This is a genomic window from Acidovorax sp. ACV02 (assembly GCF_014851475.1).
Lineage (GTDB): Bacteria > Pseudomonadota > Gammaproteobacteria > Burkholderiales > Burkholderiaceae_C > Acidovorax > Acidovorax delafieldii.
Window position 1 is genome coordinate 405,429 of record NZ_JACUZU010000007.1, and the last position, 25,017, is coordinate 430,445.

Annotated in this window: 19 protein-coding genes; 3 read left to right on the top strand and 16 right to left on the bottom strand. The window is 59.1% G+C overall.

What is annotated here, in order from left to right:
- Window positions 1–167: 167 nt before the first annotated feature.
- Complete coding sequence (locus tag IB236_RS18895; RefSeq protein WP_056065189.1) at window positions 168–689, bottom strand: GNAT family N-acetyltransferase; 522 nt, start codon at window positions 687–689, stop codon at window positions 168–170.
- Window positions 690–856: 167 nt separating this feature from the next.
- Window positions 857–1,462, bottom strand: coding sequence for a hypothetical protein (locus tag IB236_RS18900; RefSeq protein ID WP_056064932.1), 606 nt, complete (start codon window positions 1,460–1,462; stop codon window positions 857–859).
- Between the two features lie 163 nt (window positions 1,463–1,625).
- Here IB236_RS18900 and IB236_RS18905 point away from each other — a divergent pair, with 163 nt between their 5' ends.
- Window positions 1,626–2,261, top strand: a complete 636-nt coding sequence (locus IB236_RS18905) for a response regulator transcription factor (RefSeq protein ID WP_056064934.1) — start codon at window positions 1,626–1,628, stop codon at window positions 2,259–2,261.
- Window positions 2,248–4,146 (top strand): hybrid sensor histidine kinase/response regulator, encoded by a 1,899-nt coding sequence (locus IB236_RS18910; protein ID WP_192421781.1) that lies wholly within the window; start codon window positions 2,248–2,250, stop codon window positions 4,144–4,146. The genes IB236_RS18905 and IB236_RS18910 overlap by 14 nt, the downstream gene beginning before the upstream one ends.
- Here the strand turns inward: IB236_RS18910 and IB236_RS18915 are convergent.
- The 9 genes from IB236_RS18915 to pilV form a co-directional block, all read right to left on the bottom strand.
- A complete protein-coding gene (locus IB236_RS18915) occupies window positions 4,118–5,557 on the bottom strand; it encodes a coniferyl aldehyde dehydrogenase (RefSeq protein ID WP_056747001.1) in 1,440 nt (479 codons plus the stop codon). The two genes, IB236_RS18910 and IB236_RS18915, sit on opposite strands and share 29 nt — an antisense overlap.
- Before the next feature lie 146 nt (window positions 5,558–5,703).
- The gene (locus IB236_RS18920) at window positions 5,704–6,057 is read right to left on the bottom strand and encodes a hypothetical protein (RefSeq protein WP_192421782.1); all 354 of its coding nucleotides are present in this window, start codon (window positions 6,055–6,057) and stop codon (window positions 5,704–5,706) included.
- 75 nt (window positions 6,058–6,132) lie between these two features.
- Window positions 6,133–8,739 (bottom strand): ATP-dependent chaperone ClpB, encoded by a 2,607-nt coding sequence (gene clpB, locus IB236_RS18925; protein ID WP_192421783.1) that lies wholly within the window; start codon window positions 8,737–8,739, stop codon window positions 6,133–6,135.
- 1,227 nt (window positions 8,740–9,966) lie between these two features.
- Complete coding sequence (locus tag IB236_RS18930) at window positions 9,967–10,530, bottom strand: GspH/FimT family pseudopilin (RefSeq protein ID WP_225581241.1); 564 nt, start codon at window positions 10,528–10,530, stop codon at window positions 9,967–9,969.
- Window positions 10,531–10,532: 2 nt separating this feature from the next.
- Entirely contained in the window at window positions 10,533–11,045 is a 513-nt protein-coding gene (locus IB236_RS18935) for a type IV pilin protein (RefSeq protein WP_192421785.1), read from the bottom strand.
- The gene (locus IB236_RS18940) at window positions 11,042–15,457 is read right to left on the bottom strand and encodes a pilus assembly protein (RefSeq protein WP_192421786.1); all 4,416 of its coding nucleotides are present in this window, start codon (window positions 15,455–15,457) and stop codon (window positions 11,042–11,044) included. The genes IB236_RS18935 and IB236_RS18940 overlap by 4 nt, the downstream gene beginning before the upstream one ends.
- A 14-nt stretch (window positions 15,458–15,471) precedes the next feature.
- Entirely contained in the window at window positions 15,472–16,116 is a 645-nt protein-coding gene (locus IB236_RS18945) for a PilX N-terminal domain-containing pilus assembly protein (protein ID WP_192421787.1), read from the bottom strand.
- Between the two features lies 1 nt (window position 16,117).
- Window positions 16,118–17,167 (bottom strand): PilW family protein, encoded by a 1,050-nt coding sequence (locus IB236_RS18950; RefSeq protein ID WP_082565056.1) that lies wholly within the window; start codon window positions 17,165–17,167, stop codon window positions 16,118–16,120.
- The gene (gene pilV, locus IB236_RS18955) at window positions 17,164–17,814 is read right to left on the bottom strand and encodes a type IV pilus modification protein PilV (RefSeq protein WP_082565055.1); all 651 of its coding nucleotides are present in this window, start codon (window positions 17,812–17,814) and stop codon (window positions 17,164–17,166) included. The genes IB236_RS18950 and pilV overlap by 4 nt, the downstream gene beginning before the upstream one ends.
- Before the next feature lie 655 nt (window positions 17,815–18,469).
- On the opposite strand from pilV, the gene IB236_RS18960 reads away from it, so the two are divergent.
- On the top strand, window positions 18,470–18,850 hold the full coding sequence (locus IB236_RS18960; protein WP_192421816.1) for a hypothetical protein: 381 nt from the start codon (window positions 18,470–18,472) through the stop codon (window positions 18,848–18,850).
- A 78-nt stretch (window positions 18,851–18,928) separates the two neighbouring features.
- Here IB236_RS18960 and IB236_RS18965 read toward each other — a convergent pair whose 3' ends face one another.
- The 5 genes from IB236_RS18965 to IB236_RS18985 form a co-directional block, all read right to left on the bottom strand.
- On the bottom strand, window positions 18,929–20,047 hold the full coding sequence (locus tag IB236_RS18965; protein ID WP_192421788.1) for an acyltransferase: 1,119 nt from the start codon (window positions 20,045–20,047) through the stop codon (window positions 18,929–18,931).
- 240 nt (window positions 20,048–20,287) lie between these two features.
- Window positions 20,288–21,418: an ABC transporter substrate-binding protein gene (locus tag IB236_RS18970; RefSeq protein ID WP_192421789.1), complete on the bottom strand. Its 1,131-nt coding sequence runs from the start codon at window positions 21,416–21,418 to the stop codon at window positions 20,288–20,290.
- Window positions 21,419–21,703: 285 nt separating this feature from the next.
- Window positions 21,704–22,657 (bottom strand): nitronate monooxygenase family protein, encoded by a 954-nt coding sequence (locus tag IB236_RS18975; RefSeq protein ID WP_099730798.1) that lies wholly within the window; start codon window positions 22,655–22,657, stop codon window positions 21,704–21,706.
- Between the two features lie 134 nt (window positions 22,658–22,791).
- Window positions 22,792–24,582 carry an acyl-CoA dehydrogenase gene (locus IB236_RS18980; RefSeq protein ID WP_192421790.1) on the bottom strand — a complete coding sequence of 597 codons (1,791 nt, stop codon included), beginning with the start codon at window positions 24,580–24,582 and terminating at the stop codon, window positions 22,792–22,794.
- A 76-nt stretch (window positions 24,583–24,658) separates the two neighbouring features.
- Window positions 24,659–25,017, bottom strand: a 359-nt coding sequence (locus IB236_RS18985) for an electron transfer flavoprotein subunit alpha/FixB family protein (protein WP_225581242.1), incomplete at its 5' end; no start/stop codon positions are given.

Sequence of the window (25,017 nt, forward strand, 5' to 3'; positions counted from 1 at the left end):
TGACAGTGCCGCGCACAGTCCGTAGTGTGGGAAACAGGCGCGCGGCAGGCCGGGGATGCCGAGCAAGGGCCGCCCCGGAGCGAAGGCATCGTCCCCCTGCCCGCGCAGCGCAGCGAAGCAAGAGCGGAGGGAACGAGCGCAGCGGCGCAGGGGGGTGTCGTCGCACTTTATGCGTTGATCGGGCGCTTCAGGCGCACTTCTTCGATCTTCACGCCGCCGATCACGGCGGTCTTGGCGGTGGACAGCTCGCGCTTGAAGCCGGCCAGCTCATGAAAGCGCAGGGCGCGCTCATTGCGCAGCGGCACCCAGGCGGTGACGTTGGTGCAGCCTTCTTCTTGCAGGCCGTCACGGGCGGCGTCCCACAGGGCCAGACCCACGCCCTGGTTCCAATGGGTGGGGGCCGCGTAGATGGCCCAGATTTCACCAGTGGTGGGGCGGGACTTTTCATCGCGCGAGCGGTCGTAGCCGACAAAGCCGACGATCTTCTCGCCATCGACCGCCACCTGGACCTGGGGCTCGCAATATTCAATGGCCTCGCGCCAGTAGGCCTGGCGCTTTTCGACCGACATGGATTTCAACTGCTCGTCTGGCACCAGTCCTTTGTAAGCCTCTTGGGCAGAGACAGTGTGGATCTGGGCGATGGCTTTGGCATCGCGAAGCGTAGCGGGACGAACCTGGATACTTGACATGAAAAAACCGAACGAAAACGGGGAATGAAAAAACAAAAGGACCGGCATTGTCGCCGCAAACGGTTTTTCCACCCTGACAGGCGGGTAGCGCAGCCCTGTCGGTCACGCCTCCCTGCCTCGCTTTTTGCCCCCCACGCCCCGCATCCGCAGGGGCCCGCAGCCAACCCTCAGGCCATGACCATGGCGCCCGACAAGGCGCTGCCCGCAGCCGCAGTGGCCGCTGCTGCTGCGCGCTGCACCATCGCGCGCTTGTTGCGGGGGCGGGGCACATGCACTGCCGGTGGCGCGCCGTTGATGGCCGCGAGGCTGAGCACCAGGGTGACGGTGCGCGAACCGCCATCGCGGTCTTCGCTGGCATACGCGCGGTAGCTGCCGTTGCCCTGGCCATGGCTGCGCTGCACCGTATGGAACGCCACCCGCGCCCCCGTCACCCGGTGGCCGCCAAAGGGCAGCACCCGCAGGCGCGCGTCGCGGTCCAGCGCCAGGCCCAGGTTGCCCGGCCGGTTGATGAGGTCGGTGCGGATGCCACGCCAGGTCTGCCCAGCGTCGGCCGAGAACTGCCAGGTGCCAGCCTGGGCGTCCAGGTGCTCGATCACCACGCCGGCTGCCGCCAGCATATCGGGGCAGTGTTCCTGCACGATGAGCGCCACGCTGTTGCCCCCCAGGCCGGTGCCCGCATGGGCTGCTCCGGGGCTGGCCGCGGGTCGTCGTTCGCTGTGGTGCAGGCCTGCTTCGGAGGTGCTGGCGCCATGGGTGTGTGCATTGATCGTCATGGGAACCCTTTGAAAACGGAGTGTGGTTACGAAGGTTTGCGCATTGGTGCGCACCCAAAGTGCTTTTCAATGCTTGACGGAAAGTCTAGAAAGTGCACATCCGTGCGTCCATCGCACAAATGGACTAGCCCGCAACACCCGGTTGTGCGCAATACTTGCCTGTATGACTGCCTGTCTTTTGCTTGTGGATGACCACACCCTGTTCCGCACGGGGCTACGCCTGATCGTGCAGGACCACCCCAGCGTGGGCAGCATTGCCGAGGCCGGATCGATCGCCGATGCCTGCGCACTGCAGCAGGCGGAGATCGACCTGGTCCTGCTGGACATCCAGTTGCCCGGCATGAGCGGGCTGGACGGCCTGCGGCTGCTGCGACAGGCATGCCCCCGGGCGCGCATCGTTCTGGTGTCGGCCAGCGTGGCACCCGATGCCATCCACGAAGCGCGCGCGCGCGGGGCCGATGGCTTTTTGCCCAAGTCCGCCAGCGCCGAGGACATCCTGGAGGCCATCAGTTGCGCGCTGTCAGGCCAGCCGTGTTTTCCGATCAACAGCGGCAACAGCGCCACGGTGCGGGGGCCCGACACGCCATCCCTCACGGCACGGCAGCTGGATGTGCTGTCGCTGCTGTGCACAGGCAGGCCCAACAAGGTGATCGCCCGCGACCTGGGGCTGAGCGAGAACACGGTGCGTGTGCATGTGGCGGCCATCTTTGCGCAGCTGGGCGTCAACAGCCGCAGCGCTGCGCTGCTGGCGGCCCAGCGCCTGGGCCTGTCCACCCCGCAGCTTCATGACCCCCTCTGAAACCAGCCCGCTGCCCCTCGAGCCGGTGATTCCACCCACGCGCTGGGGCTGGCCGGTGTGGGAGCGCGACGAGGTCCTGCGCGAACAGGTGGCCCTGCTGCGACAGAACTTTCCGATGACGCTGCTGGCATCGCTGGCCACGGCCCTGGGCACGCTCTGGGTCATGGCCCGCGTGGCAGACACGCAGGCCATTACGGTATGGCTGGTCTCGCACACGCTGGTGGTGGCCGGGGTGTACCTCGCGCTGCGCAGCATTGCACCGTTTGTGGATCCTGCGCCGCAGGCCGCACGCAAGCTCATCGCCTGCATGGCGGCCATGGGCCTGAGCTGGGGCAGCCTGGGCTATGTGGTGCTGTACTGGGGCAACTCCGACAGCGTCATCTACGCCATCGGCATCATCAGCACCGTCTCGTCGGGAGCGCTCGGGCTCGGCGCGCCGCTGTACCGGGCCTACGTCACCTACCTCACCAGCGCCATCGGCGGCGTGATGCTGTCAGTGGCGTTGGCGGGTGGGCCCGTGATGTGGCCTGCGCTGTTCCTGACCGGGGTGTATTACGCGCTGACCTGCCTGCAGGCACGCACGGCCGACCGTGCCACAAGGCGCAGCATTGCGCTCAAGCTGGAAAACGAACGCCTGGTCAGCCAGCTGCGGGCCGAGTCGCAGCGGGCCCTGGCGGCGCAAGAGGCCGCCGAGCAGGCCGACCGGGACAAATCCCGCTTTCTCGCGGCTGCCAGCCATGACCTGCGCCAGCCCTTGCATGCCATGGGTCTGTTTCTGGAATCGCTGCACCGCAGCCCGCTCAATGACCACCAGCGCACCGTGCTGAAACATGCGCATGCCGCATCAGGCGCTGCGGCCGAGATGCTCACCACCCTGCTCGACTACTCCCGGCTGGAGGCCGGCGTGGTCAAAGTGCGGCCAGCCGCGTTTGCGGTGCAACCCTTGCTCACCGCGCTGGAGCAGGAGTTTGGCGTGCAGGCCGACACGGCCGGCCTGGTGTACCGCACCCGCGAGACCTCTGCCGCCGCGTTTGCTGACCGCTCCCTGGTCGGCCTGGTGATGCACAACTTCATCTCCAACGCCCTGCGCTACACCGCCCAGGGCGGTGTACTGATTGCCTGCCGCACGCGTGGAAAACGGCTGGCGCTGGAGGTGTGGGACACCGGGGCGGGTATCCCCGAGCACCAGTGGGAACACATCTTCAAGGAGTTCCACCAGCTGGGCAACCCGGAGCGCGACCGCCGCAAAGGCCTGGGCCTGGGCCTGGCCATCGTGCAGCGCCTGGCGCGTGAAATGCGGACCTCCGTGGAGTTGCGCTCGCAGCCTGGCAAGGGGTCTGTCTTCAGGCTGTGGCTTGACCGCTGGCAGGGAGCGCTGGAGGACGATGCCACCACACCCCAGGACGGCCGCAGCCTGGTAGGCCTGAAGGTGCTGGCCATCGACGATGACGAGGCCGTGCGCCTGGGCATGCAGTCATTGCTGCAAAGCTGGGGCTGCCAGTGCATGACGGCAGAATCCAGTGCAGCCGCCCTGGAAGTCCTGGAGGACGTGACGCCCGACATCATCATCACCGACTTCCGTCTGCGCCATGAAGAAACCGGCAAACAGGTACTGCAGGCGCTGCGAGCCTACCTGGGAACCAACGTGCCCGCGATCATCATGACCGGTGACACCTCGCCCCAGCGCCTGCGCGACGCGCAGTCCACCTCCGCGTTGCTGCTGCACAAGCCGGTGTCCACCGGCCAGCTGCGCGATGCGATGGTGCAGCTCATCACCCAGCCGCCGCTGCCTGCTGCCATGGTGGACGACGAACCGGAAGACGGTCAGACAGCACCCGGGCAACTCACACAAAGCACTACAACCAGCGGCGCAGCAGCCCCATGACCTGGTCGAACTTGGCCCCATAGGGCGGATAGAACAGCGAGCCCATGGCCCAGCGCGACTGCACCAGCACCGACTTCTGGTGACAGAAGCGCAGGAACCCCTGCTCGCCGTGGTAGGCACCCCAGCCACTGTCGCCCACGCCGCCAAACGGCAGGTTGTCGTGCGCAATGTGCATCAGCGTGTCGTTCACCGTCACCCCGCCGCTGACGGTGCGGCGCAACACATCGTCGCGCACGGCCTCGCTCTGGCCAAACCAATAAAGCGCCAGCGGGCGGGGCCCGCTGTTGATATGGGCAATGGCATCGTCCAGCCGCTCATACGAGATCACGGGCAGGATGGGGCCAAAAATTTCCTCCTGCATGAGCTGCATTTGCGACGTGGCACCAAACACCAGCGTGGGCAGCATCTGGCGGCTTGCACCGTCGCCCAGCGTTCCCACGGTGGGCACCATAGGTTTGCCGTCGGTAGGGTCGATCGTGTGCACCTCTGCCCCTTGTGTTTGCGCCTGCTGCAGCATCGTGCGCAGGCGGGCATGGTGGCGGGGCGTGATGATGGAAGCGTAGTCGGCGTTGCCCTCGATGGTGGGGAACAGGCGCGCCACTGCGGCCCGGTAAGCCTGCGCAAATTCGCCCTCACGGCCGCGCGGCAGCAGCACGTAGTCGGGGGCAATACAGGTTTGCCCCGCATTGAGCAGTTTGCCGTGCGCAATCTTGACGGCCGCGTCCGCCATATCGCAATGGCCGTCGATGATGCAGGGCGACTTGCCGCCCAGCTCCAGCGTGGTCGGTGTCAGGTTCTGCGCTGCCGCCTGCGCCACCTTGCGGCCCACCGCCGTGGAGCCTGTGAACACCAGATGATCGAAAGGCAACGAGGCAAACAATGCGGACAGGTTGGCGTCTCCCTGCACCACACAGAATTCGTCGGGGGCAAAGAACTGCGCCACCAGTAGCGCCAATTGGGCCGAGGTATGGGGCGTCAACTCGCTGGGCTTGAGCATCACGCGGTTGCCCGCAGCCAGCGCGGTGATGGCAGGTGCCAGGGCCAGTTGCACCGGGTAATTCCACGGTGCAATCACCCCCACCACCCCCATGGGCTGGCGCAGGATGAAGGCGTGGGCCGGCTGGAGGTGAATCGGCGTATGCACCTTTCGGGGCTTGACCCACTTTGCCAAGTGGCGCAGCGTGTGCGACAACAGGGTACGCAGCACCAAGAAGTCTGCCACCTCCGTGAGGCGGGGTGACCGCATGCCAAAGTCGGCCTGCACGGCCGCCGCGAGCACAGGCCCATTCTCATCGAGCAACTTGCGCAAGCGCAGCAAACGCTCTCGCCGCACGAGCAGCGGCACGTCCACGTGCGCACGGCTGGCCTGGAACTGAAGATCGAAATGTGCGCGGATATCGGCTGGTGTCATGGATGGATGATAGGAGACACCCCGATGGGCGCGTCACAAAAAGGCAGACGCCCTAGGGTTGATGCCCGTTGGCTTAGGCTCGTGCCACGGGGCTCTCATGAGATGGGGTTGGTTGCAGCCAAAGTGCAGCGGCCGCCACTGCCACATCAACGGACTTCGCGTGCGTCTACGTCAGTGACCTGTGCCGCCCCCGGCAGGATGCCGCCACGGCGCGATGCGGCGGCGTCTTCACTGGCGGCTTCAGGCGCACTATTGCCTCGGCGGCCAGCAGACCACCGCTGCGTAGACCGAAAGACCGCAGTGAAGCCTGTGCGTGGGTCCACACGCATCACCCACGGTGTCACCGGTCGTCCTGTCAGGCGCGCCCAGCCTGCACGCAGCACCCACACCAGCGCAAGCAACATGGCCGCGACCAAAAGGCTGGCAAACAGGACCAACCCCATGGCAATGACGACCAGACGCAACAGAAAGCTCACGACACCCGCAACAAAATCATTCAAACGACACCTCTCCTTCACAACTTGGGATGCAGATTGCGGTGCTGAATCACACCGCAACCGCCTCCCGAGCCCACATTACTCTTGCGGGGCAACTCCGAACTGGAACACACCAGGCTCCAGGACAGGGTTGACGGTGACCGGAATCACACTCTTGGGCGGGAATCGCCCTTCCAGCAACAGCTTGGACAACGGGTTCTCTATGCGCTGCTGAATCGCCCGCTTGAGCGGCCGTGCGCCGAACACGGGGTCGAACCCTACCTTGGCCAATTCTGCCAAGGCAGCGTCGGACACCTGCAACTCCAAATCCATCTTCGCCAACCGGGATTGCAACAGCTGCAACTGGATCTTGGCAATCGAGGCAATGTGCTGGGCATCCAGCGCATGGAACACCACGGTCTCATCGATGCGATTCAGGAACTCAGGCCGGAAGTGGTTCTTGAGTTCACCCCAGACGGCTTCCTTGATGTCTTCCGAATCCTGCCCCACCATGGCCTGGATCAGGTGCGAGCCGATGTTGCTCGTCATCACGATCACAGTGTTCTTGAAGTCCACGGTGCGGCCCTGGCCGTCGGTCAGGCGGCCGTCGTCCAACACCTGCAGCAACACGTTGAAGACGTCCGGGTGGGCCTTCTCCACCTCGTCGAGCAGCAGCACGCTGTAGGGCTTGCGGCGCACGGCCTCGGTCAGGTAGCCGCCCTCCTCGTAGCCCACGTAGCCGGGCGGCGCACCGATCAGACGGGCCACCGAGTGTTTCTCCATGAACTCGCTCATGTCGACGCGGATCAGGTGGTCTTCGCTGTCAAACAGGAAGCCCGCGAGCGCCTTGCACAGCTCGGTCTTGCCCACGCCCGTGGGGCCGAGGAACAGGAACGATCCAGTGGGCCGATTGGGGTCACTCAGCCCTGAGCGCGAACGGCGAATCGCATTGGCCACTGCGGCAATCGCCTCTTGCTGGCCCACAACACGCTCGTGCAGCTTCGACTCCATCTGCAGGAGCTTGTCTTTTTCGCCCTGCATCATCTTGGCCACGGGAATGCCCGTAGCGCGACTCACCACTTCAGCGATTTCCTCGGCGCCCACCTGCGTGCGCAGCAGGCGGCGCGTGGCGGGCGCGCCGTCCTTGCCGGCCTCTTGCGCTTGGGCTTCCTTCAACTGCTTTTCCAGCTCAGGCAGCTTGCCGTATTGCAGCTCGGCCACCTTGTTGAAGTCACCTTTGCGAGTGAATTCCTCGATCTGAAACTTGAGCTTGTCGATGGCCTCGCGCACATGAGCGCTACCTTGCGCCTGGGCCTTTTCAGACTGCCAGATCTCGTCGTAGTCGGCGATTTCCTTTTGCAGCTTGGTGATCTCCTCCTCGATGAGCGCAAAGCGCTTTTGTGAGGACTCGTCCTTCTCGCGGCGCACCGCTTCGCGCTCGATCTGCAGCTGAATCAGGCGGCGGTCGAGCTTATCCATCACCTCAGGCTTGGAGTCCATCTCGATCTTGATCTTGGACGCGGCCTCATCGATCAAGTCGATCGCCTTGTCAGGCAGGAAGCGATCCGTGATGTAGCGATTGCTCAGCTCGGCCGCAGCGACGATCGCCGGGTCGGTAATGTCCACGCCGTGGTGGACCTCATATTTTTCCTGCAGGCCGCGGAGGATAGCAATGGTCGCCTCCACGGTGGGCTCGCCGACCAGGATCTTCTGGAAGCGCCGCTCCAGTGCTGCATCCCTTTCGATGTACTTGCGGTATTCGTCGAGTGTGGTGGCCCCCACGCAGTGCAGCTCGCCACGCGCCAGCGCGGGCTTGAGCATGTTGCCCGCGTCCATCGCGCCCTCGCCCTTGCCCGCGCCCACCATGGTATGCAGCTCGTCGATAAAGACGATGGTCTGACCTTCGTCCTTGGCCAGTTCGTTGAGCACGCTTTTCAGGCGCTCTTCAAACTCGCCCCGGAACTTGGCACCCGCAAGCAGCGCGGCCATGTCGAGGCTGAGCACGCGCTTGCCCTTGAGGCTCTCGGGTACTTCGCCCGCCACAATGCGCTGGGCCAGGCCTTCTACGATGGCGGTCTTGCCCACGCCGGGTTCGCCGATCAGCACGGGGTTGTTCTTGGTGCGGCGCTGCAGCACCTGGATGGCACGGCGGATTTCGTCGTCGCGGCCAATCACGGGGTCCAGCTTGCCAAGGCGAGCGCGCTCGGTGAGATCCAGGCAGTACTTGGCCAGCGCACCGCGCTGGCCTTCGGCCTCTGCGCTGTCCATCTTCTGCCCGCCGCGCACGGCGTCGATGGCAGCCTCCAGGCTCTTGCGCGTGAGGCCGTTGTCCTTGGCGATTTTTGCTGCGTCTCCCTTGCTGTCGATCACGGCGAGCAAAAACAGCTCGCTGGCGATGAACTGGTCACCCCGCTTGATGGCCTCTTTCTCGGTGGCCTGGAGCACACGCCCCAGCTCAGGGCCGCCTTGTACCTGGTCGTTGCCCTGCACCTGAGGCAGGCGCTTAACCGCCGCCTCGGCCCCCGCCAACAGGCCGGGTACGTTGGCGCCCGCACGCTGCAGCAGCGCCTTCGGGCCATCGTCCTGTTGCAGCATGGCCTGCAAAACATGCACAGGCTCGATGTAGGCGTGGTCATGGCCCAGCGCGATGCTTTGAGCATCGCTCAGGGCTTCCTGAAATTTGGTGGTGAATTTGTCGAGACGCATTGTCTATGTCCTCCGAATTGCACTGAACTTGAGGCGGCAAGTGACCCTTTTCAAGACAGCGCTTGCGACGGTTCGTTGACTTTCATCAGGAGTTAGCTGCGAATTGCGGTTAACGACTACGGCCTAAAACGTCCTCCTCAAATCGATGGCGGATCTAGCTTGGCACCACTCGGCCCCACAATGCGCCACCGCGTAAACAGGAGGCATTCAGAGTCCAGTCGCGCGGGAATGCGCGATGCAATTGCTTCCTCGGGGGGCTCTACATTCGCCTTGGCGCGAATGCCTACTTTTACTTTGATAGTCTCGTGCGGCTGGACCAAACAAGGCGCCCAACGCAGGGACCTTGCCAAGCGCACTGTGCTTGCGGCACCCTGAGACAAGACTCCGACGTGCGTGCTGTAGTTTGCATAGAGCCGCCCCTCTTGGCAGCTTGCATCCCCGAAGGCGTGTGTCCCCAGCCCAGACTCTGGAGGCAATTTGCCGCCCCCACTCGGCCAGTACAACGCACTGTACGCACCAAGCCCGCATCCAAGTCCGTCATGGCATGCGCTTTTGTATTGAAGCGCCATCGGTTACCCTGATTGTTTTGCCCCATCGCGGAATCACGCTCACTGCTTTTTGGTCTATGCGTGGCATCCGCAACTCTGCCTGCCCTGGGCAGCATCCTTTTGGCCAGTAGCAAAGCAGTGGGGGGTAATGCGGCTCTGATGGGCCCACTTGGACACTTCAGGCAGCAACAACGCACAGGATGCACCACTCGCAGGGGATCCCCTCATCCCGGTACATCAGCCCGACAAAGTAGCGAAAGGCCGGCATCTCGCGCAATGCGCCTTCTAAGAGTTTGGCGCTCAGTTTGGCCCGTTCAAGCCAAAACAGATGCCAGCAGAGTGGCCACTTCTAAAGACCTCCCATTTCGAGGCCTAGATTCGAGGGCTTGTGGCTGTCTAGCGAGATATCCTCCAGAACTTCCGGCCCCACTGGGTGACGAGATCCGTGTTAAGTGGGGGCTTGACTTTATCGCTCAGGAAACTATTTACGCCACTCGGGTGCCGCTTGGGCCTAGACCTGTGCAATCGGACTACTTAAGGAACGTGAAGACGATTCCAAGGGCTACAGTAATTCAACGCGGCCCTCAGTGGGCATAGCGCCGGTCCCACACTAACAAATCGATCGGCGGCGCATTTTAGCTAACCGGCCATACAACCCTTCGCGGGAAAGCAATGCTCTCTACTGGGTTGCGGAACTAGTGCAGCTTGAATCGGTGCTCGGCTTACATGTTCTCACGCGCCCGGTCCGGGCCACCACCACGCGCCTGGTTTCCTCCAAAGCACTTGAGGACGACGCATCTGTCCGTGCAATGGTCAAACTTAACGCAACCGGAGAGGCACTGTTATCTATTGAATATCCAGAATTATCGAACTTAATATAAGGCGTGGAGCCCGCTGCAATGCTATTGCCCGTTATATTGAAATAACTCTTCAGAGCACCCTGCGTTTGAACGGCAACGTCAGTGCCCTCAGTGAATGAATTATCACGATTCACATCCACATACACTAGCCATCCACTATTCCAACCGGAGCCTCTCGGCACAACAAAAGCATTTCTTCCAGTTTTCATGGCTTCACCTTTTGCTGCGTTGACAGCAGCCAAAAGCGAGTTGGTCAGCGACGAAAGCTCTGAATTACGCTGATATTGAATAAAACTAGGCACTGCAAGACTGGCCAAAACAGCCGCAATAGCTATGGTGACAATCAGTTCAATAAGCGTGAAACCAGAACTACGAAGTTTCATCATCATGGCCAACAAAGTTTAGGGTCAGTCGATGCGGATGTGCCTGTACATGACTTTGTACCAGTGGTAGTCATCTGTAAGGAACCAACTTTAGGATCAGCTTTGACGGGCGTTGCAATAACTCTGACGCAATCTCCAACTGAGAGGGTGCCAGCCCCGGCTGGGCAAGCATCCGCGCTCAATAGGTAATGCGAATTACTCAAAGTATCACCTGAAAAAGTCTTGAAAGGCACGGACGCCGCCGTGACTCCACCGCATGCTGCACCAGGAGACGTAGCAGTCGCAACACCTGCTGAGTTCGTGGTGAATCCGAGGTAACAATTCTGTTGCGTAATATAGCGCTCCTGTTGCTGCAGCAATTGTGCTACCGCAGCCCTGCCCTGTGCTCTGCGCCCCTTCAGGACTGAGTCAGTGTAGGCAGGATACGCAACAGCAGCCAAAATACCAATAATTGCCACAACAATCATGAGTTCAATCAGCGTGAACCCCGCAGCATATTTTTTAATTTTATTCATGGCGCATTCTTCATATCTTGGTAGTTAAAAATTTGTCGCCAGTTCAAACGCCCGATAGTTTCCTTTGTCGTGACAGGAGGGGCACTGGTATCGATACCACTCTGAGCCTGAGTAAAGCGACGAAGTGTCGTCGTGCGAACACGTCTTCCAGTGCTGTCCGACGGAGTGACAACTGTCTCCGAATCATTTGACAGTAATACCGGAGGGCCAAGTAATCCAAGACTGGATGGCACGTAAGATCCAGACCCATTATTAATACTTAAAAAATACTGATTGCCGCTACCAAGCGTGTTAGAGCATGAGCCAGCGCCAGCTGAGGTAGAACCTGGAATCTTGGAATTGATTGCAGCATATAACGTACCCAAATCCAGTGCCGCTTGATCTACTCTCTCCCCAGAAACAGGCAAATCAAAATACCAGCCTGCACGGCTCGTCAGGTCTGCGTTAGTGGTCGGTCGCCCCCATTTAAAAGCACTTACCGTAATAGTTTTCGCTGTTGTATTCACCGTTCCGGCCTGCAAGCGCCCCCGCCCCGTAATTACACTAGCGCTGGCAGGCGAATTATCAGCCGTTGTACCTCCATTATCATACACAGCATAAATCGACTGAGTAGTCGTAGAAATATTATCACTGGATTCAAGATATTTCCCCGTTCCAAAGACAATATAGAAAGATTCCAAACCACTCACAATGGGACCCGCAAAAGGGGTGGGCGCCGCAAAAATAGGTTGGACCTTAGGGGTTGCATCACCCGTTCGAGCGACATACAGAGGATAAGGAATTGGACTACCAGCACTGCCTTTATCAAAATACGACAATTTACCCATATTCCAATCAGCAGGTAATTGTCCGGCAAACTTAAGTCTCCACAATGCCCCATGGAGATCACCCATATAGATATCTGTCATCTCGCCTTGGGTGCCATACAAGGCGCTAAAGTTGGTGACACCAGTGGCATTAGTTGAAGCGAGAGATGAATCGGTGGGCACCGAGACCTTGTAATAATTGGTACCTAGCGACCAAGCATCTCCAGAAGGTTTATCGAGGGCTAGCAGAAATAGCGCAGGCTTGCCGGTGGAGCTGAACCTGTTGTCAGCATCAGGGACATAATTATTCACCCCGCTACCGACAACAGCAAACCATCGATAAGTAACCGTTGAACTTGTTCCACTCGTTTTGATTTTTAATATTTTTGGCTCACCAACAACCTGACCCATATCCTCATCATCAGCACGAGTGAACTCCCACATAACATTGGATGCACTGAAATTAGTAGGGTTAGACACATCAAGCGCAAACACACCAGACCCACCGCCACCTGTGCCGGACACCAAGACTGTTTTCCAATCCGTGCTTGCGCCAGTGTTGGCTACTTGTGCCTCAGAGACTACGGAAGGAGCATCTACATAATTTTGATGATTATTAGCAAAAGTAGGGTCTGTCAGTGCCGACAAATTACGACCCAGCCAACTTGGAATATATGCAAACAGCTCGTCGCCCGTAGTAGCGTTGAATGCGTGCAACATACCATCATTGGCCCCAGCAAAAACCGCAGCGGTGCGTGAATCATAGGCAGCACGGAATGCGGTATATCCCGTACCAGTGAATGACTTGGAGGGAGCCCCTGAGTACGAAATATTAGAGTTGACAATGTCGCCCAGCAAAGAACTTCTCACCCGGAATGGTGCCCCTTCTTTCGTCCGGTCCCCGCGAAGATAAGCAAGACGGTCTGCACCCAAACCATCTGCAGCTGCGGCCGGGCTCGCTTTATCAAGCTGTGCTTTCAATGTTGCATCGATCGCACCCCATGTAAAGGCAGTGGCGGTGGTACTCGATGTTGCGCCCACGCGTCCCACAAAAATCTTGCGGTTAGCAGCAGGTGAAATCATGTTGTCCAACCGCTGAGCAGCACTCCAAAGCTGCGTGCCAATAACTAAATTATTACTTGCATCTTGAGTGATGGGCTCAGCAACCACATCTCCACTCCAGTTACTGGTGTCGAATTTAGCAGAATAAGAAACTGAATTACTGGTCACTTTGCTGCCGGTGCTCAAACCACCACCTGCAACACTTCGAGCACTGGTAGATGCTCTACTAAAAATCTCATCAAATGCGGTGAGCACCTCGCGCGCCGGCGAAGTTTTTGATGTGTTGTAAACATAATAAGTGCTTGCCTCTCCGGGCTCAGCAGCTTTTTGCCACACATTATTATTATTTACATTATTTTGATCTTTAAAAGGATTGCCTTTGACGTTATAAGGTTTTTGCCCGGGATTGGTTGGATCCGTTTCAAAGCCGCCGTATTTGGCAGCCATGAAAAACTGATTTGCCGTCCGCCGCGTAGTGTCGTCGTTTTGCGCGCCATATTCATTGACGTCAAAAAGAAAAGTCTTCACCCGGAGCCCAGGACGCTGCTTGGCCGTGTCAGCAGTCCAGCCAGAACCTCGGATGTCGTGAGTTCTCGCCCAATACGCTGAGCCCATTATTTGGCTTGTGCTTGTACCAGAAGGAACACTGTTGTTGGCGGTATTAGGATTCGCAATGCTCTGACTAGCTCCCTGCCCATCCACATACGTACCAGCAGTGTTCTTCTCAAACTTCTGTACTATACCTCGCCAGTAATTAATATCTGGAATATTATTGGCAGCACTTGCAGTGGGAAGACGATTGCCGTCGTGAGTGTTGATATCACCGACAACCACAATGTTGCTCTTCACACACGAATAATCGCTGGCATTGCTGCGACCATCCCCGTATGGATCGGTCCAAGTAGTGAAATATGGAAAACCGTCAGCCATAGTGGCCGTGATCGTTCCACTGATTGCATCAGCGCTAGGCTGAAGCCCCTGCAAATAGCGAAGCGCCTCATAATGCAACTCCCCAACCGGATCATATTTTTTGTACACTCCAGGTGTAGGCCCAGTCCGTCCGAATTTATTTAGATAATTTATAACCCCGCTGATAGCCGGCGTTGCATTGGAATCGGGGTTATCAATAAATACGCCAGTGTTGGCATTCCATTCCGCCTTCGGGTTACCCCCTGTCGGAGTGTTGTCTTGACCGTTAATGTTGTATGTCTTCGCCCCCACATACTTCATGGGCGCACGCAAAACACCACCATATCGCCCCCCAGAATTATAACTAGCCGTTTGGTCTAACAAATAACCAAAGGCTGCCAATCGAATCTGGTCGCTATATTTTTGAATTACGCCGGTGGGCTTATAATTACCGCTAGGATATTGCTTGCAGAAATTATAATTTCTAGTGTCCTGCAAAGTACCCGATGTGGAGTTACAAGCCTGCACTCGGGCGTAGAAGAATCCATCGGTATTGAAAGTACCTGCGGTAGTCGGAGGAGTCCATGTTCCTGAATAATCGAGTATGTAACACTCTTTAGCCTGCCCAGGATATGGATCTCCAAAAGTTGTCGAATTACAACTCACCCCATTGTAGGCAGGCGCAACATACCAATTATTGGTAGTCCCATTCTTTTTCCCATACCAAACCATCTTGGTACCTGAAAAGGTACAAAATGCGTTCTCTGCAGAGCACAGGACGGAACTGACTGGGCGATTTCCAGTTTGCTTGGTGATTGGGCCTATAGTGCTGCCAAGCCTGTAGCCGGTGTTGTCTGTACAGTTTCCTGTCTGCGACGTGCCAAAATAAATCCTATTTAACGTGTTGGCCACATAAATATCACCGCCATTTGCATTAGCGATCATTGACGCCGGCACCGCCCCCCAATAACTACCCGCCCCACCGCCGTCTTTGGACAGTCGCTTACCAGGGAAGTTTGTAGAGTTCCACATGCAGGTAGGATCCCCGTTAGGGATAACCGCGCGCTGAAGTATGGTCAACGAAGGCGTGTCAATATATCTGTCTCCACCAGACAGCGCCAAACGAAGCATATCGATGGCTGAGTTAGACGCCCAGTTCAAAAAGTTGCCACTAAATGCATTGGTACATTTGCGCCCAGTCGCAGCTCCAACGCGATCAAATCTCTTGTAATCAGTCGCTGTTTGGCTGGCGGCGGGGGTTTCGCTGGGTGAATTGTTGTAGGAATAACAACTCTCCGCATCATAATATCCAAGATACTCCTTAGCGGTATCATAAGTATTATCCGTACTCCCACCTGGGGTATATTGAGCACCCACCGTTGGGAACTCCACAGACAGGGCAAGAGCCATGGCGGGCTTATCAACTACCACAGCAGCATAGAGAGGCTCGGTGGCAAGGGCAATGGCTGGAATGGAGGGTGGAGTACCGCTACCAATCGCAACAAATGAAACAGCGATAGCGAGTGGCGCCAATCCCCACGCGGCGTACGCAGCACGTCTACCCTTGAGCAAATTTCGAGATTTGTGAAGTGCTCGCTCGCCAAGAGCGGCTAGATTTTTAGAGAATTTTGACATGTTTATCTCACCGCTTAATTTCTATAAATCATCTGGAGCACTCCTTGAGTTTCTCCGTTGGGGCCAAAGCCCATGGATGTGACCCTGTACACATAAGATGGGCCAGAACCAGCGGTAGGATCGGTAGTCCTGTACGACTTGACCCCATATCGATCAAGAATAGGTTCGATAATATAACGAGGTGGTTTGGCCGGCTGTGTCCCCTTCACGCCTGACGGAAAGTCCCGCCCAGTGTACGTACCCAATTCCACCGCCTTCGCGCCCGTACCCGTTGCAGTAAAATCTACTGTCAACCAAGCCGGTTTTCCGGCATCTTTCAGCGCGCATAAGCCAATGCTCTGCCCCGAGTCACCACAGTTATCAATGAATTTGGCCAGATCCACATCACCGCGTTTGAATACTACACTTCTCTTATTGGGTGACGCAGCAGGAAGCCCTTCAATATCAAACTCTGCATCTATCAATCCAGCCTCGGCCCCTTGCCAGGCAATTTGCATATCTCTGTCATTACGGGTTCCCCGTTCACCCATCATGGAGATTTGTATACCGCCGACTCCTAAAATTGAAACCACAATGAGTATCAACATCACGATAATCAACGAAAGCCCTTGCTCACTCATTGATGTCGGACGTTTCTGATGTAAGGGTATTTTCGTCATTTCAGTACTCACCCTGAAAATTTCGCAAATGCACAGTAAATGTGACCACTTGCCTTAAGCGGCTATCGACTGTGGGCGTGTAAGCAGTGCCGGGATCTGTTGAATTGTTGGCAAAACCCGACCCTGGTGTACCGCTTCCCGAGGCTTTGGAAACCCCCAGGGGGTAAAACGTCTGACTTGCATTATCGATAGCTGAACCAGGTGGCCCGCGTAGCACAACACCAATTCGAATGCTGCGAACGCGCTGCCAGTTGGCATAGGTGGCAGCGTCGTTGCCTGCAACCGTCAGTTGGTCTGCCCGCAAATATCGCTCGGGAATCGAGTCCGCTGAAGCAGATGGAATAGGAACCGTAGTGTTTCCGGGCCCAATACCATCCACTCCGTAAAGCACTTGGAAGTTCTCAACACCAGAAATAATCGGCTGTACGTCATAGGGCGCCGCCCCAGTATCCGACCGCGAACACAGAAGTGCCGGCTCGCCGTCTGATCCCACACCCACGTGGAGAATACTGACCAGCTTGTCATCCAGCCCCGTGGGGACAGCGGTTGACGCTACGCCGGCACAGTCAATCATGGTTCCATCAGAGCTTGTCGCATCTGGAGTCGATGAGCTAGTCTGATGCCGCAGCACTAGGATATCGCTGCCATAACCAACTTGCCCCGAGGTACGCACGGTGCCTGCATCCCAGGTCGCAGTGGACGTTCGGGACGCATTATTCAATCCAAAAATATTTGGGGGAGGAGCAGTCGCCCCGTAAGCTTGGTTGGCCTTGGCAGTCGTATCCGTTGCAAATTTGACATCTCTGTAACCCGCCTGCACGCCAAGGCGCTGGGTAAGGCTTTGCAGATATCGCCCGTTGTCACGCAACTGCGAAGCTGCATCCACTGCGGCGAACCCTTGGCGAGAAACCAGCAGGGCAGCAGCAGCAGCAAGCGCAATCAAGAGCCCCAACGCCATTGCCACCATCAACTCAACAAGCGTTACGCCCTTTTGGCGACTATCTTGACGTTGCGCGCCACCAGAGGCGAGAAAAGTTGACCATTTCATCATGTTGCGTTCCCACTAGTCACAGGAACTACGACATAAGGGCGGCTGCCACTGTCGTTAGCTCTTTCGAGAGCAGCGCTACCGGTTTGACTCTTGTCAGTCACAGTCCGTGTCCAGCCAATTTTGATGAACACAATTTCGTCAGCGCCCGTCGCATTGCAGTTCCACTGAGGCAGTCCATTGGCGTCATAGGGCGCTCCATCGAAACAAACCGTGACACGCGCATCCGGTAGCTCAGCCGCAACGCGGGCCAACCAATCCGTCATTTCTGCGCTGGCTACATCCAACGTGGATGTACACCCAGTAGATGCATTGGCGACTCTCATGCAGTAGCTTGGCGACGCCATCGTCATTGATGTCACCAAATACGGGTTGGCGGCAGCAGTAGTCTTGACCGCAATTTCCTTATTCCCGCGCATCATTTCCGCCAACTCACGCGCAAAAACTACCGCCTGAGCCTGGAGGCGTGCGTCGCGGTTTGCCTGGAGTGCAAATGCCTGCATGCCTACGGTTCCCAACATGCCGAAAGCCAGAATTACGATGGCGACCAAGACCTCCACCAAAGTGAAGCCCCGCTCTTCGCGCGATAAATCCACACATTGAGCGGATACTGGTTCGCGTATGTAGCCGAATGAAGATCGATATTTCATAGGCTTATCTTACGGAGCATGCCCTCTTAAGGGTAGGTGGCAGCGAGCCGTTTGTGCGTTTGGATTGACCGCCGGGCGCCAAAAAAAGAACGGCGCTGCTCAATGAGTGAGTCTCCGCAAACGTCTACACTCCCGCGCTTTTTAATCAACTACCGACGTAACGCGATGGTGAACGTATCTGGATCATTCTGCAGTCCTCGGATCTGGACCACGGAGCGTGCGTTCTGATTGCGGTTCCGGTCGGGGGGTTTCCGGACAAGACGGATCGGAACCCAGAACATGATCACGCAGGTGGAGTGATGCCAAGCAAGGGATCAGCCACCAAGGGCATTGACCATGACGGCCACCGCAGGGCTTTCGTCGCAGGGTAGATTGGCAAGAATCCTTGACGAATCTTCCTCTGCCTCTGCAAGCCGGATAGCCCCGCCGACAGCCTCTCCAACCCTTATCTCGCAAGCGCTTTATTGGTCTGTGCGTCACAGCGCTGGCCCGGGGCCTATCGGGAAATTACGGCGCGCGCCAGTCATACTTGTGTATATCCTCAGGAAAACGCAGACAAGTCCCATTGCCGCGTGTCGACCGGGATAAATCAGTCTTGTTTCTGCTCAAAGCCTGTTTGGTATTGTCCGCATCTGCAGGGACAATGTTGTTCACCATGACCTTTCCGCAAAGCCCAGAAAATCCGCCCCCTGCCGACGCATTTGACCCGGATTCCACCCTGGCATTCCAGCGCCGCATGGAGCGAGCGCCGGAGTGGTTTTGTTCTTTTCTCGCGGGCAACAGCAGAGAAAAGAGCCGCTTGCGCCGCGAGATGGCCACCATGAAAGGCTCGGTGGTCTGGCTGGTGCAGCAGCGCCGCCAGGGCACCTGGAGCGCCGAGGAACGTGCCCACCTGCGGGATGTGATGCGGTCTGCCTCTTCGGTCAGCCCTTATCTTTTTATATGGGTGATCCCCGGCTCGATGCTGCTGCTGCCCTTCATGGCGTGGTTTCTGGACAAGCAACGCAAACGGCGGGAACGCAAGCTTTTGCTATAGCACTGCACTGGGCTGAAGGACATAGCGCGCTCAAAAAAACAGCCCAGTCGGCCTGCCCCTGCGGTCCCAGCCTAGGGGCTATGCCCAGTTGCTGGTAATGACCACCAGCATGCCCGCCCCCACCAGCCCCAGTTGCCAGCGCAGGGCCGTGGACCACGATGGCACATGACGCTCCACTCGCAGATACAACAGACGCCCAGCTGCCAGCGACAGCCCAAACGCCAGGAACATGCCCACGGCGTTCAGCGCTGGTGATGTAGGCCAGAGGTGGCTAACCACCGCGTTCACGAGCAAGCACACGGCAAAGTGCACCAGAAACACCGAGTACGACATCTGGCCGAGCTTTACGAGCTGCGACACACCGGAAAAGCTGCGCATGCGCGCAGAGCGCATCGCCACCACCAGGCACAAGGCCGTGACCGCAGCTACGGCAATGCGTGCCCGGAAATCCACCGCCAGCGCTGCCCCCACCAGCAGCGCCATAAGGCAGACCCATGCCTGCGCCTGCGGCGCCCGCACCGCCCAGTAAGCCAGCATGCCTAGGCCGTAGGCACCAAAAAAGTACAGCGCCCACATGTCCAACCCCGCGATGCGGTTGAAAACCCATAGCGAGGCAGCAGCCACCAACAGCACCAGCCCCTGCGACAAGGCCGCTGCATGGTGCTGTACCCAGCGCACAGGCAGCGCGCGTACACCGGCCAGCATCAGCACAGTCAGCGCAAAGAGTTGAAAGTCGATGGCCACGTACCACACGCCAGCCGACAAAGCACCTTCACCCACGATGTCCTGCAGCAGCAAAGCGTTCGCCAACAGTTGTGACAAGGTGGGTTGGTCGGGCACAGAGTGGTGCTCCATCCAAGGTCGCACGAGGGCGGCGACCACCACCGCCAGCATCAACGCCACGGCATAAGGCACCACCAGCCGCACGAAGCGTTTGGCAATGGCGGTGCCCGCATGATCGAAACGCGCAAAGCCCTGGGGCGCAAGGCTCGCAGCAGCCAGGTACCCACCCAACACCAGAAACACCTGCACCGCCATGCGCCCATAGTCATATAGCCACGCTATGAGTGATGGAGCCAAGGGATGGGCGATGTCGGACATCGGGCCATAGAAGGCCAAGTGGTGCCACACGATGGTGGCGCAAGCCATGCCCTTGATCATGTCGATCAAGGGTGTGCGGGATGTGGACGAAGACATAGGGTGAGGTGTTGAATCCCTGCAGACAGTGCACCGCTGGATATCCGGATTCCCTCCGCGCTGATTCGCCTGCTGCGCAAAGCAGCAAGACGAACTGAACCGAGGAAGGAACAACAAAACCCGCTATTGTCCTCCGTTAGAGGATTTTTTGCACAGCTGCACTGTCTCCCGCTGGTCTGCCATCACCTGCAGCGGGCTCGATGAACGAAAGTCCCCCCACCGCGCGAGGCGTGGAGACCCTCAGTAACGCAGACTGCCTTCCGCGTCCACGATAGCCAGCTCCACATAGGTCGACCCATTGTGGTTGCGCGGCGAATACTTCACGCTGAAACGACCGAAAGCAATTTCACCCGCGTCTTCCATCGTTTTGGAGAACGACTCGGTAGTCAGGTTGCGCCCCGTGCGGCGTAGCCCTTCCACCAGCAAGCGTGCGTGGACAAAACCTTCGAACTGCGAAGCCGAGGGCTGAGCGCCGGGCGACTTGGCACGCAGCAGGCTCAGATATTCGGCCACCACCGGGATAGTGGTGTTGCGCAGCGAAGGCATGATCTGCGCCAGGATGATGCCCCGAGCCTTGTCCCTGAGTTCGCGCTGGATCACGTCCATGCTGGCCACGGAGAACCCGTAGTAGGCAGGACGCGCCGCCGTGGCCTGCACCGCCTTGATGTAGCTCGTGAAAGTGGTGCCGCCGGTTGCCACAATCACAGCCTGGGGCTGGGCCTTTTCGGTCGCCTGTGCGGCTGCGGCAAAGTCGGGCTGCTTGGGGTCCACCTTGATCTCGGCCACAAAGGGCAGCTTCTCCTCGTCCGAAGCTTTCTTGAGCTCACCTGCCAGTGTCTTGCCCAGGCCGTCGTCCTGAAAGAACACCGCCACACGGGTGATGCCTTGCTGGCGCAGCTGCGACACGATCTTGCTGGCCTCGTTGGCATAACCCGCACGCACATGGAACACATACGGATTGAACGCCTCCCGGAACATCGAGGCACCCGTGACGGGGCCAAACAGCACAGTGCGCTGCTCCTTGATCAGCGGCAGGATGGCCGCCGTCTGCGCCGTACCGGTGCTATGGAAAATCATGAACACCTTGTCGTTCTCCAGCAGCTGGCGCGTGTTTTCCACGGCCTTTTGCGGGTCGAAAGCATCATCGAGCGTGGTGTACCGAATCATGCGGCCATGTATCCCGCCCTGCGCGTTCACCGCGTCGAACAGCAGTCGCGAGCCCTCGCCATACTGCGCCGTCTGCGGCCCGAGCGGCCCCGACAGCACGACCGAGGCACCCAGCCGGATTTCATCGGCGGTCACGCCTTCATTGCGGGCATGAACCAGGGTGGTGGCGCACACGGCCAGCAGGCACACAAAAGCACGGAACATCAGGCATCTCCCTCGCAACATGGTGACAAGGCCGGCGAACGTGGCACCGGCATTCATTGATTATTTTTCATCACCATTATCTGTAGAGGCCTCCCCCTCCTCACGCGGGTTTCCCCTCGGGTGCGTCACCGCAAAGACACCGCACGAACACCTCCCACAAAGACATTCGCCCGCCATGTGTGAATACACATGGCGGGCGAAACAAACGGCAGGGTGAGGGAAGAAGGATGGCCGAACGCCCCCCCCAGAGGCACAAAGCCAGCGCCCCTCACACAGAGCGCAGATTCAGAGCTTGAGACGGGCGCGGGCTGCCTCGTATTCACCGCGCAATTTGGCGACCAGTTCGGCGGTGCTGGTCACGGCGTTGATGGAGCCAATGCCCTGGCCGCAGCCCCAAATGTCCTTCCAGGCCTTCTTGGCGTCGCCGCCAAAGTTCATCTTGCTGGGGTCGGACTCTGGCAGGTTGTCCGGGTCCATGCCTGCCGCGCGGATCGAGGGCGCCAGGTAGTTGCCATGCACGCCCGTGAACAGGTTGCTATAGACGATGTCGTCCGAGTTGCCGTCCACGATGGCTTGTTTGTAGGCCTCGCTGGCGCGGGCCTCATGGGTGGCGATGAAGGCCGAACCGATGTAGCCAAAGTCCGCCCCCATGGCCTGTGCAGCCAGCACCGCGCCGCCACTGGCGATAGAGCCGCTGAGCGCCAGCGGGCCGTCGAACCACTGGCGGATTTCCTGGATCAGCGCAAACGGGCTCTTGGTGCCAGCGTGGCCACCGGCACCGGCCGCCACGGCGATCAGGCCGTCAGCGCCTTTCTCAATCGCCTTGTGCGCGAACTTGTTGTTGATGATGTCGTGCAGCACCACGCCGCCCCAGGCATGCACGGCCTGGTTCACGTCCTCGCGCGCACCCAGGCTGGTGATGATGATCGGCACCTTGTACTTGGCGCACACCTGCATGTCGTGCTCCAGCCGGTCGTTGCTCTTGTGCACGATCTGGTTGATGGCAAACGGCGCAGCAGGCTTGTCAGGGTTCGCCTTGTTGTAGGCCGCCAAGGTTTCGGTGATCTCGGCCAGCCACTCGTCCAGCAGTTCGGCAGGGCGGGCATTGAGCGCGGGCATGGAGCCCACCACACCGGCCTTGCACTGCTCGATCACGAGCTTGGGGTTGCTGATGATGAACAGCGGCGAACCGATGACGGGCAGCGACAGGTTTTGCAACACGGGAGGCAGTTTGGACATGGCAACAACTTCCAGAACAAGAATAGGGATGGAACAGGCCGGATGCGCTAGTGAATCATGCGTCCGTAGCTATCATTTTTATATCAAGGCCCCTGCCCCGCAGGTGGCCTGTCTCCTCACAGCACGCCAGTCCTTCAGTAGGCTTCCAGCGCCAGCTCAGTCACGCTGGCCGCGCCTTCCACAATGCTGTCGCGCAGGCCTGGGGCCTTCACCAGGATGTGGTCGGCATAGAACTGGGCCGTGGTTATTTTTGCGCGCATGAAGGCTTCGTCCTGTCCCTTGTGCAACAGGTCTTGCGCCACCAGCAAGCTGCGCGCCAGTTGCCAGCCCGCCACCACATTGCCCGCCAGCATCAGGTAGGGCACGCTGCCCGCAAACACGGCGTTGGGCTGGGCCTTGGTGCCACCGGCCACGAAGTCGATCACGTCGAGCAGCGCCTTGCGCGCGGCCGTCAGGCGCTTGGCCACAGCCAGTGCAGCGGGCGTACCGCTGGCCAGCAGGTCGGCCTCTGTCTTCTCGATCTGCGCGGCGATGCCCTTGGCCACCTGGCCACCGTCGCGCGCCGTCTTGCGGCCCACCAAATCATTGGCCTGAATGGCCGTGGTGCCTTCGTAGATGGTCAGGATCTTGGCGTCGCGGTAGTACTGGGCCGCGCCGGTTTCTTCGATGAAGCCCATGCCGCCATGCACCTGCACGCCCAGGCTGGTCACTTCCAGGCTCGTCTCGGTGCTGTAGCCCTTGACCAGCGGCACCATGAATTCATAGAACGCCTGGTTCTGCTTGCGCGTGTCGGCATCGGGGTGGTGGTGTGCGGCATCAAACGCCGCAGCCGCCACCGTGGCCATGGCGCGGCAACCCTCGACGGTGGCGCGCATGGTCATGAGCATGCGCTTGACGTCGGGGTGGTGAATGATGGCGGCGCTGGCGTTGATGCTGCCGTCCACGGGGCGGCTCTGCACGCGGTCTTTCGCGTACTGCACAGCCTTTTGGTAGGCGCGCTCGGAGATCGCGATGCCCTGCATGCCCACGGCGTAGCGGGCCGCATTCATCATGATGAACATGTATTCGAGGCCCCGGTTCTCCTGGCCCACCAGGTAGCCCACCGCGCCGCCGTGGTCGCCAAACTGCAGCACGGCCGTGGGCGATGCCTTGATGCCCAGCTTGTGCTCGATGCTCACGCAATGCGCGTCATTCCGCGCGCCCAGGCTTCCATCCTTGTTGACCATGAACTTGGGCACCACGAACAGGCTGATGCCCTTGACGCCCTCCGGCGCGCCCTGCACGCGGGCCAGCACCAGGTGGATGATGTTTTCGGCCATGTCGTGCTCACCGTAGGTGATGAAGATCTTGGTGCCGAAAATCTTGTAGGTGCCGTCGGGCTGGGGTTCTGCACGCGTGCGCACCAGGGCCAGGTCCGAGCCCGCCTGGGGTTCGGTCAGGTTCATGGTGCCAGTCCACTCGCCGGTCACCAGCTTTTCGAGGTAGGTGGCCTTGAGTTCATCGCTGCCTGCTGTCAGCAGCGCCTCGATGGCGCCGTCGGTCAGCAGCGGGCACAGCGCAAAGCTCATGTTGGCGCTGTTGGTCATCTCGATGCAGGCCGCGCCGATGGTCTTGGGCAGGCCCTGGCCGCCAAAGTCGGCGGGGTGCTGCAGGCCTTGCCAGCCGCCTTCGCCATATTGGCGGAAGGCTTCCTTGAAGCCGGGGGTGGTGGTGACCACGCCGTCTTCCCAGCTCGACGGGTTCTTGTCGCCTTCCCAGTTGAGCGGCGACAGCACCCCTTCGTTGAACTTGGCACACTCTTCCAGCACGGCGGCGGCCGTGTCCAGCCCGGCATCTTCAAAACCAGGGATTTGCGCGATCTGTTCAATGTTGGCCAGGTGCTCGATGGCGAACAGCATGTCCTTGACGGGGGCGGTGTAGCTCATGGGTGTCTCCGGGAAAGCGAAATTTCGTCAAAAAAAAGGCATCGCGAGCGATGCCTTTGTGTGCACAGGGGCGTTCTTACAGGGCCTTGACCAGTTCAGGCACAGCCGTGAACAGATCCGCTTCCAGCCCATAGTCGGCCACGCTGAAGATCGGCGCCTCAGGGTCCTTGTTGATCGCCACGATCACCTTGGAGTCCTTCATGCCCGCCAAGTGCTGGATGGCACCCGAGATACCGGCGGCCACATACAGCTGCGGTGCCACGATCTTGCCGGTCTGGCCCACTTGCCAGTCGTTCGGCGCGTAGCCCGCGTCCACCGCCGCGCGGCTGGCACCCAGGGCGGCGCCCAGCTTGTCGGCCAGGGGCGTCATGACTTCGTCGAACTTTTCCTTGCTGCCCAGCGCACGACCACCGGAGACGATGATCTTGGCAGCGG

Excerpts from the sequence above, each read along its gene's own strand:
- IB236_RS18895 (WP_056065189.1), bottom strand. The coding sequence starts at position 689 with ATGTCAAGTATCCAGGTTCGTCCCGCTACGCTTCGCGATGCCAAAGCC.
- IB236_RS18900 (WP_056064932.1), bottom strand. The coding sequence starts at position 1,462 with ATGACGATCAATGCACACACCCATGGCGCCAGCACCTCCGAAGCAGGC.
- IB236_RS18905 (WP_056064934.1), top strand. The coding sequence starts at position 1,626 with ATGACTGCCTGTCTTTTGCTTGTGGATGACCACACCCTGTTCCGCACG.
- IB236_RS18910 (WP_192421781.1), top strand. The coding sequence starts at position 2,248 with ATGACCCCCTCTGAAACCAGCCCGCTGCCCCTCGAGCCGGTGATTCCA.
- IB236_RS18915 (WP_056747001.1), bottom strand. The coding sequence starts at position 5,557 with ATGACACCAGCCGATATCCGCGCACATTTCGATCTTCAGTTCCAGGCC.
- clpB (WP_192421783.1), bottom strand. The coding sequence starts at position 8,739 with ATGCGTCTCGACAAATTCACCACCAAATTTCAGGAAGCCCTGAGCGAT.
- IB236_RS18930 (WP_225581241.1), bottom strand. The coding sequence starts at position 10,530 with ATGAAACTTCGTAGTTCTGGTTTCACGCTTATTGAACTGATTGTCACC.
- IB236_RS18935 (WP_192421785.1), bottom strand. The coding sequence starts at position 11,045 with ATGAATAAAATTAAAAAATATGCTGCGGGGTTCACGCTGATTGAACTC.
- IB236_RS18940 (WP_192421786.1), bottom strand. The coding sequence starts at position 15,457 with ATGTCAAAATTCTCTAAAAATCTAGCCGCTCTTGGCGAGCGAGCACTT.
- IB236_RS18945 (WP_192421787.1), bottom strand. The coding sequence starts at position 16,116 with ATGACGAAAATACCCTTACATCAGAAACGTCCGACATCAATGAGTGAG.
- IB236_RS18950 (WP_082565056.1), bottom strand. The coding sequence starts at position 17,167 with ATGATGAAATGGTCAACTTTTCTCGCCTCTGGTGGCGCGCAACGTCAA.
- pilV (WP_082565055.1), bottom strand. The coding sequence starts at position 17,814 with ATGAAATATCGATCTTCATTCGGCTACATACGCGAACCAGTATCCGCT.
- IB236_RS18960 (WP_192421816.1), top strand. The coding sequence starts at position 18,470 with ATGACCTTTCCGCAAAGCCCAGAAAATCCGCCCCCTGCCGACGCATTT.
- IB236_RS18965 (WP_192421788.1), bottom strand. The coding sequence starts at position 20,047 with ATGTCTTCGTCCACATCCCGCACACCCTTGATCGACATGATCAAGGGC.
- IB236_RS18970 (WP_192421789.1), bottom strand. The coding sequence starts at position 21,418 with ATGTTCCGTGCTTTTGTGTGCCTGCTGGCCGTGTGCGCCACCACCCTG.
- IB236_RS18975 (WP_099730798.1), bottom strand. The coding sequence starts at position 22,657 with ATGTCCAAACTGCCTCCCGTGTTGCAAAACCTGTCGCTGCCCGTCATC.
- IB236_RS18980 (WP_192421790.1), bottom strand. The coding sequence starts at position 24,582 with ATGAGCTACACCGCCCCCGTCAAGGACATGCTGTTCGCCATCGAGCAC.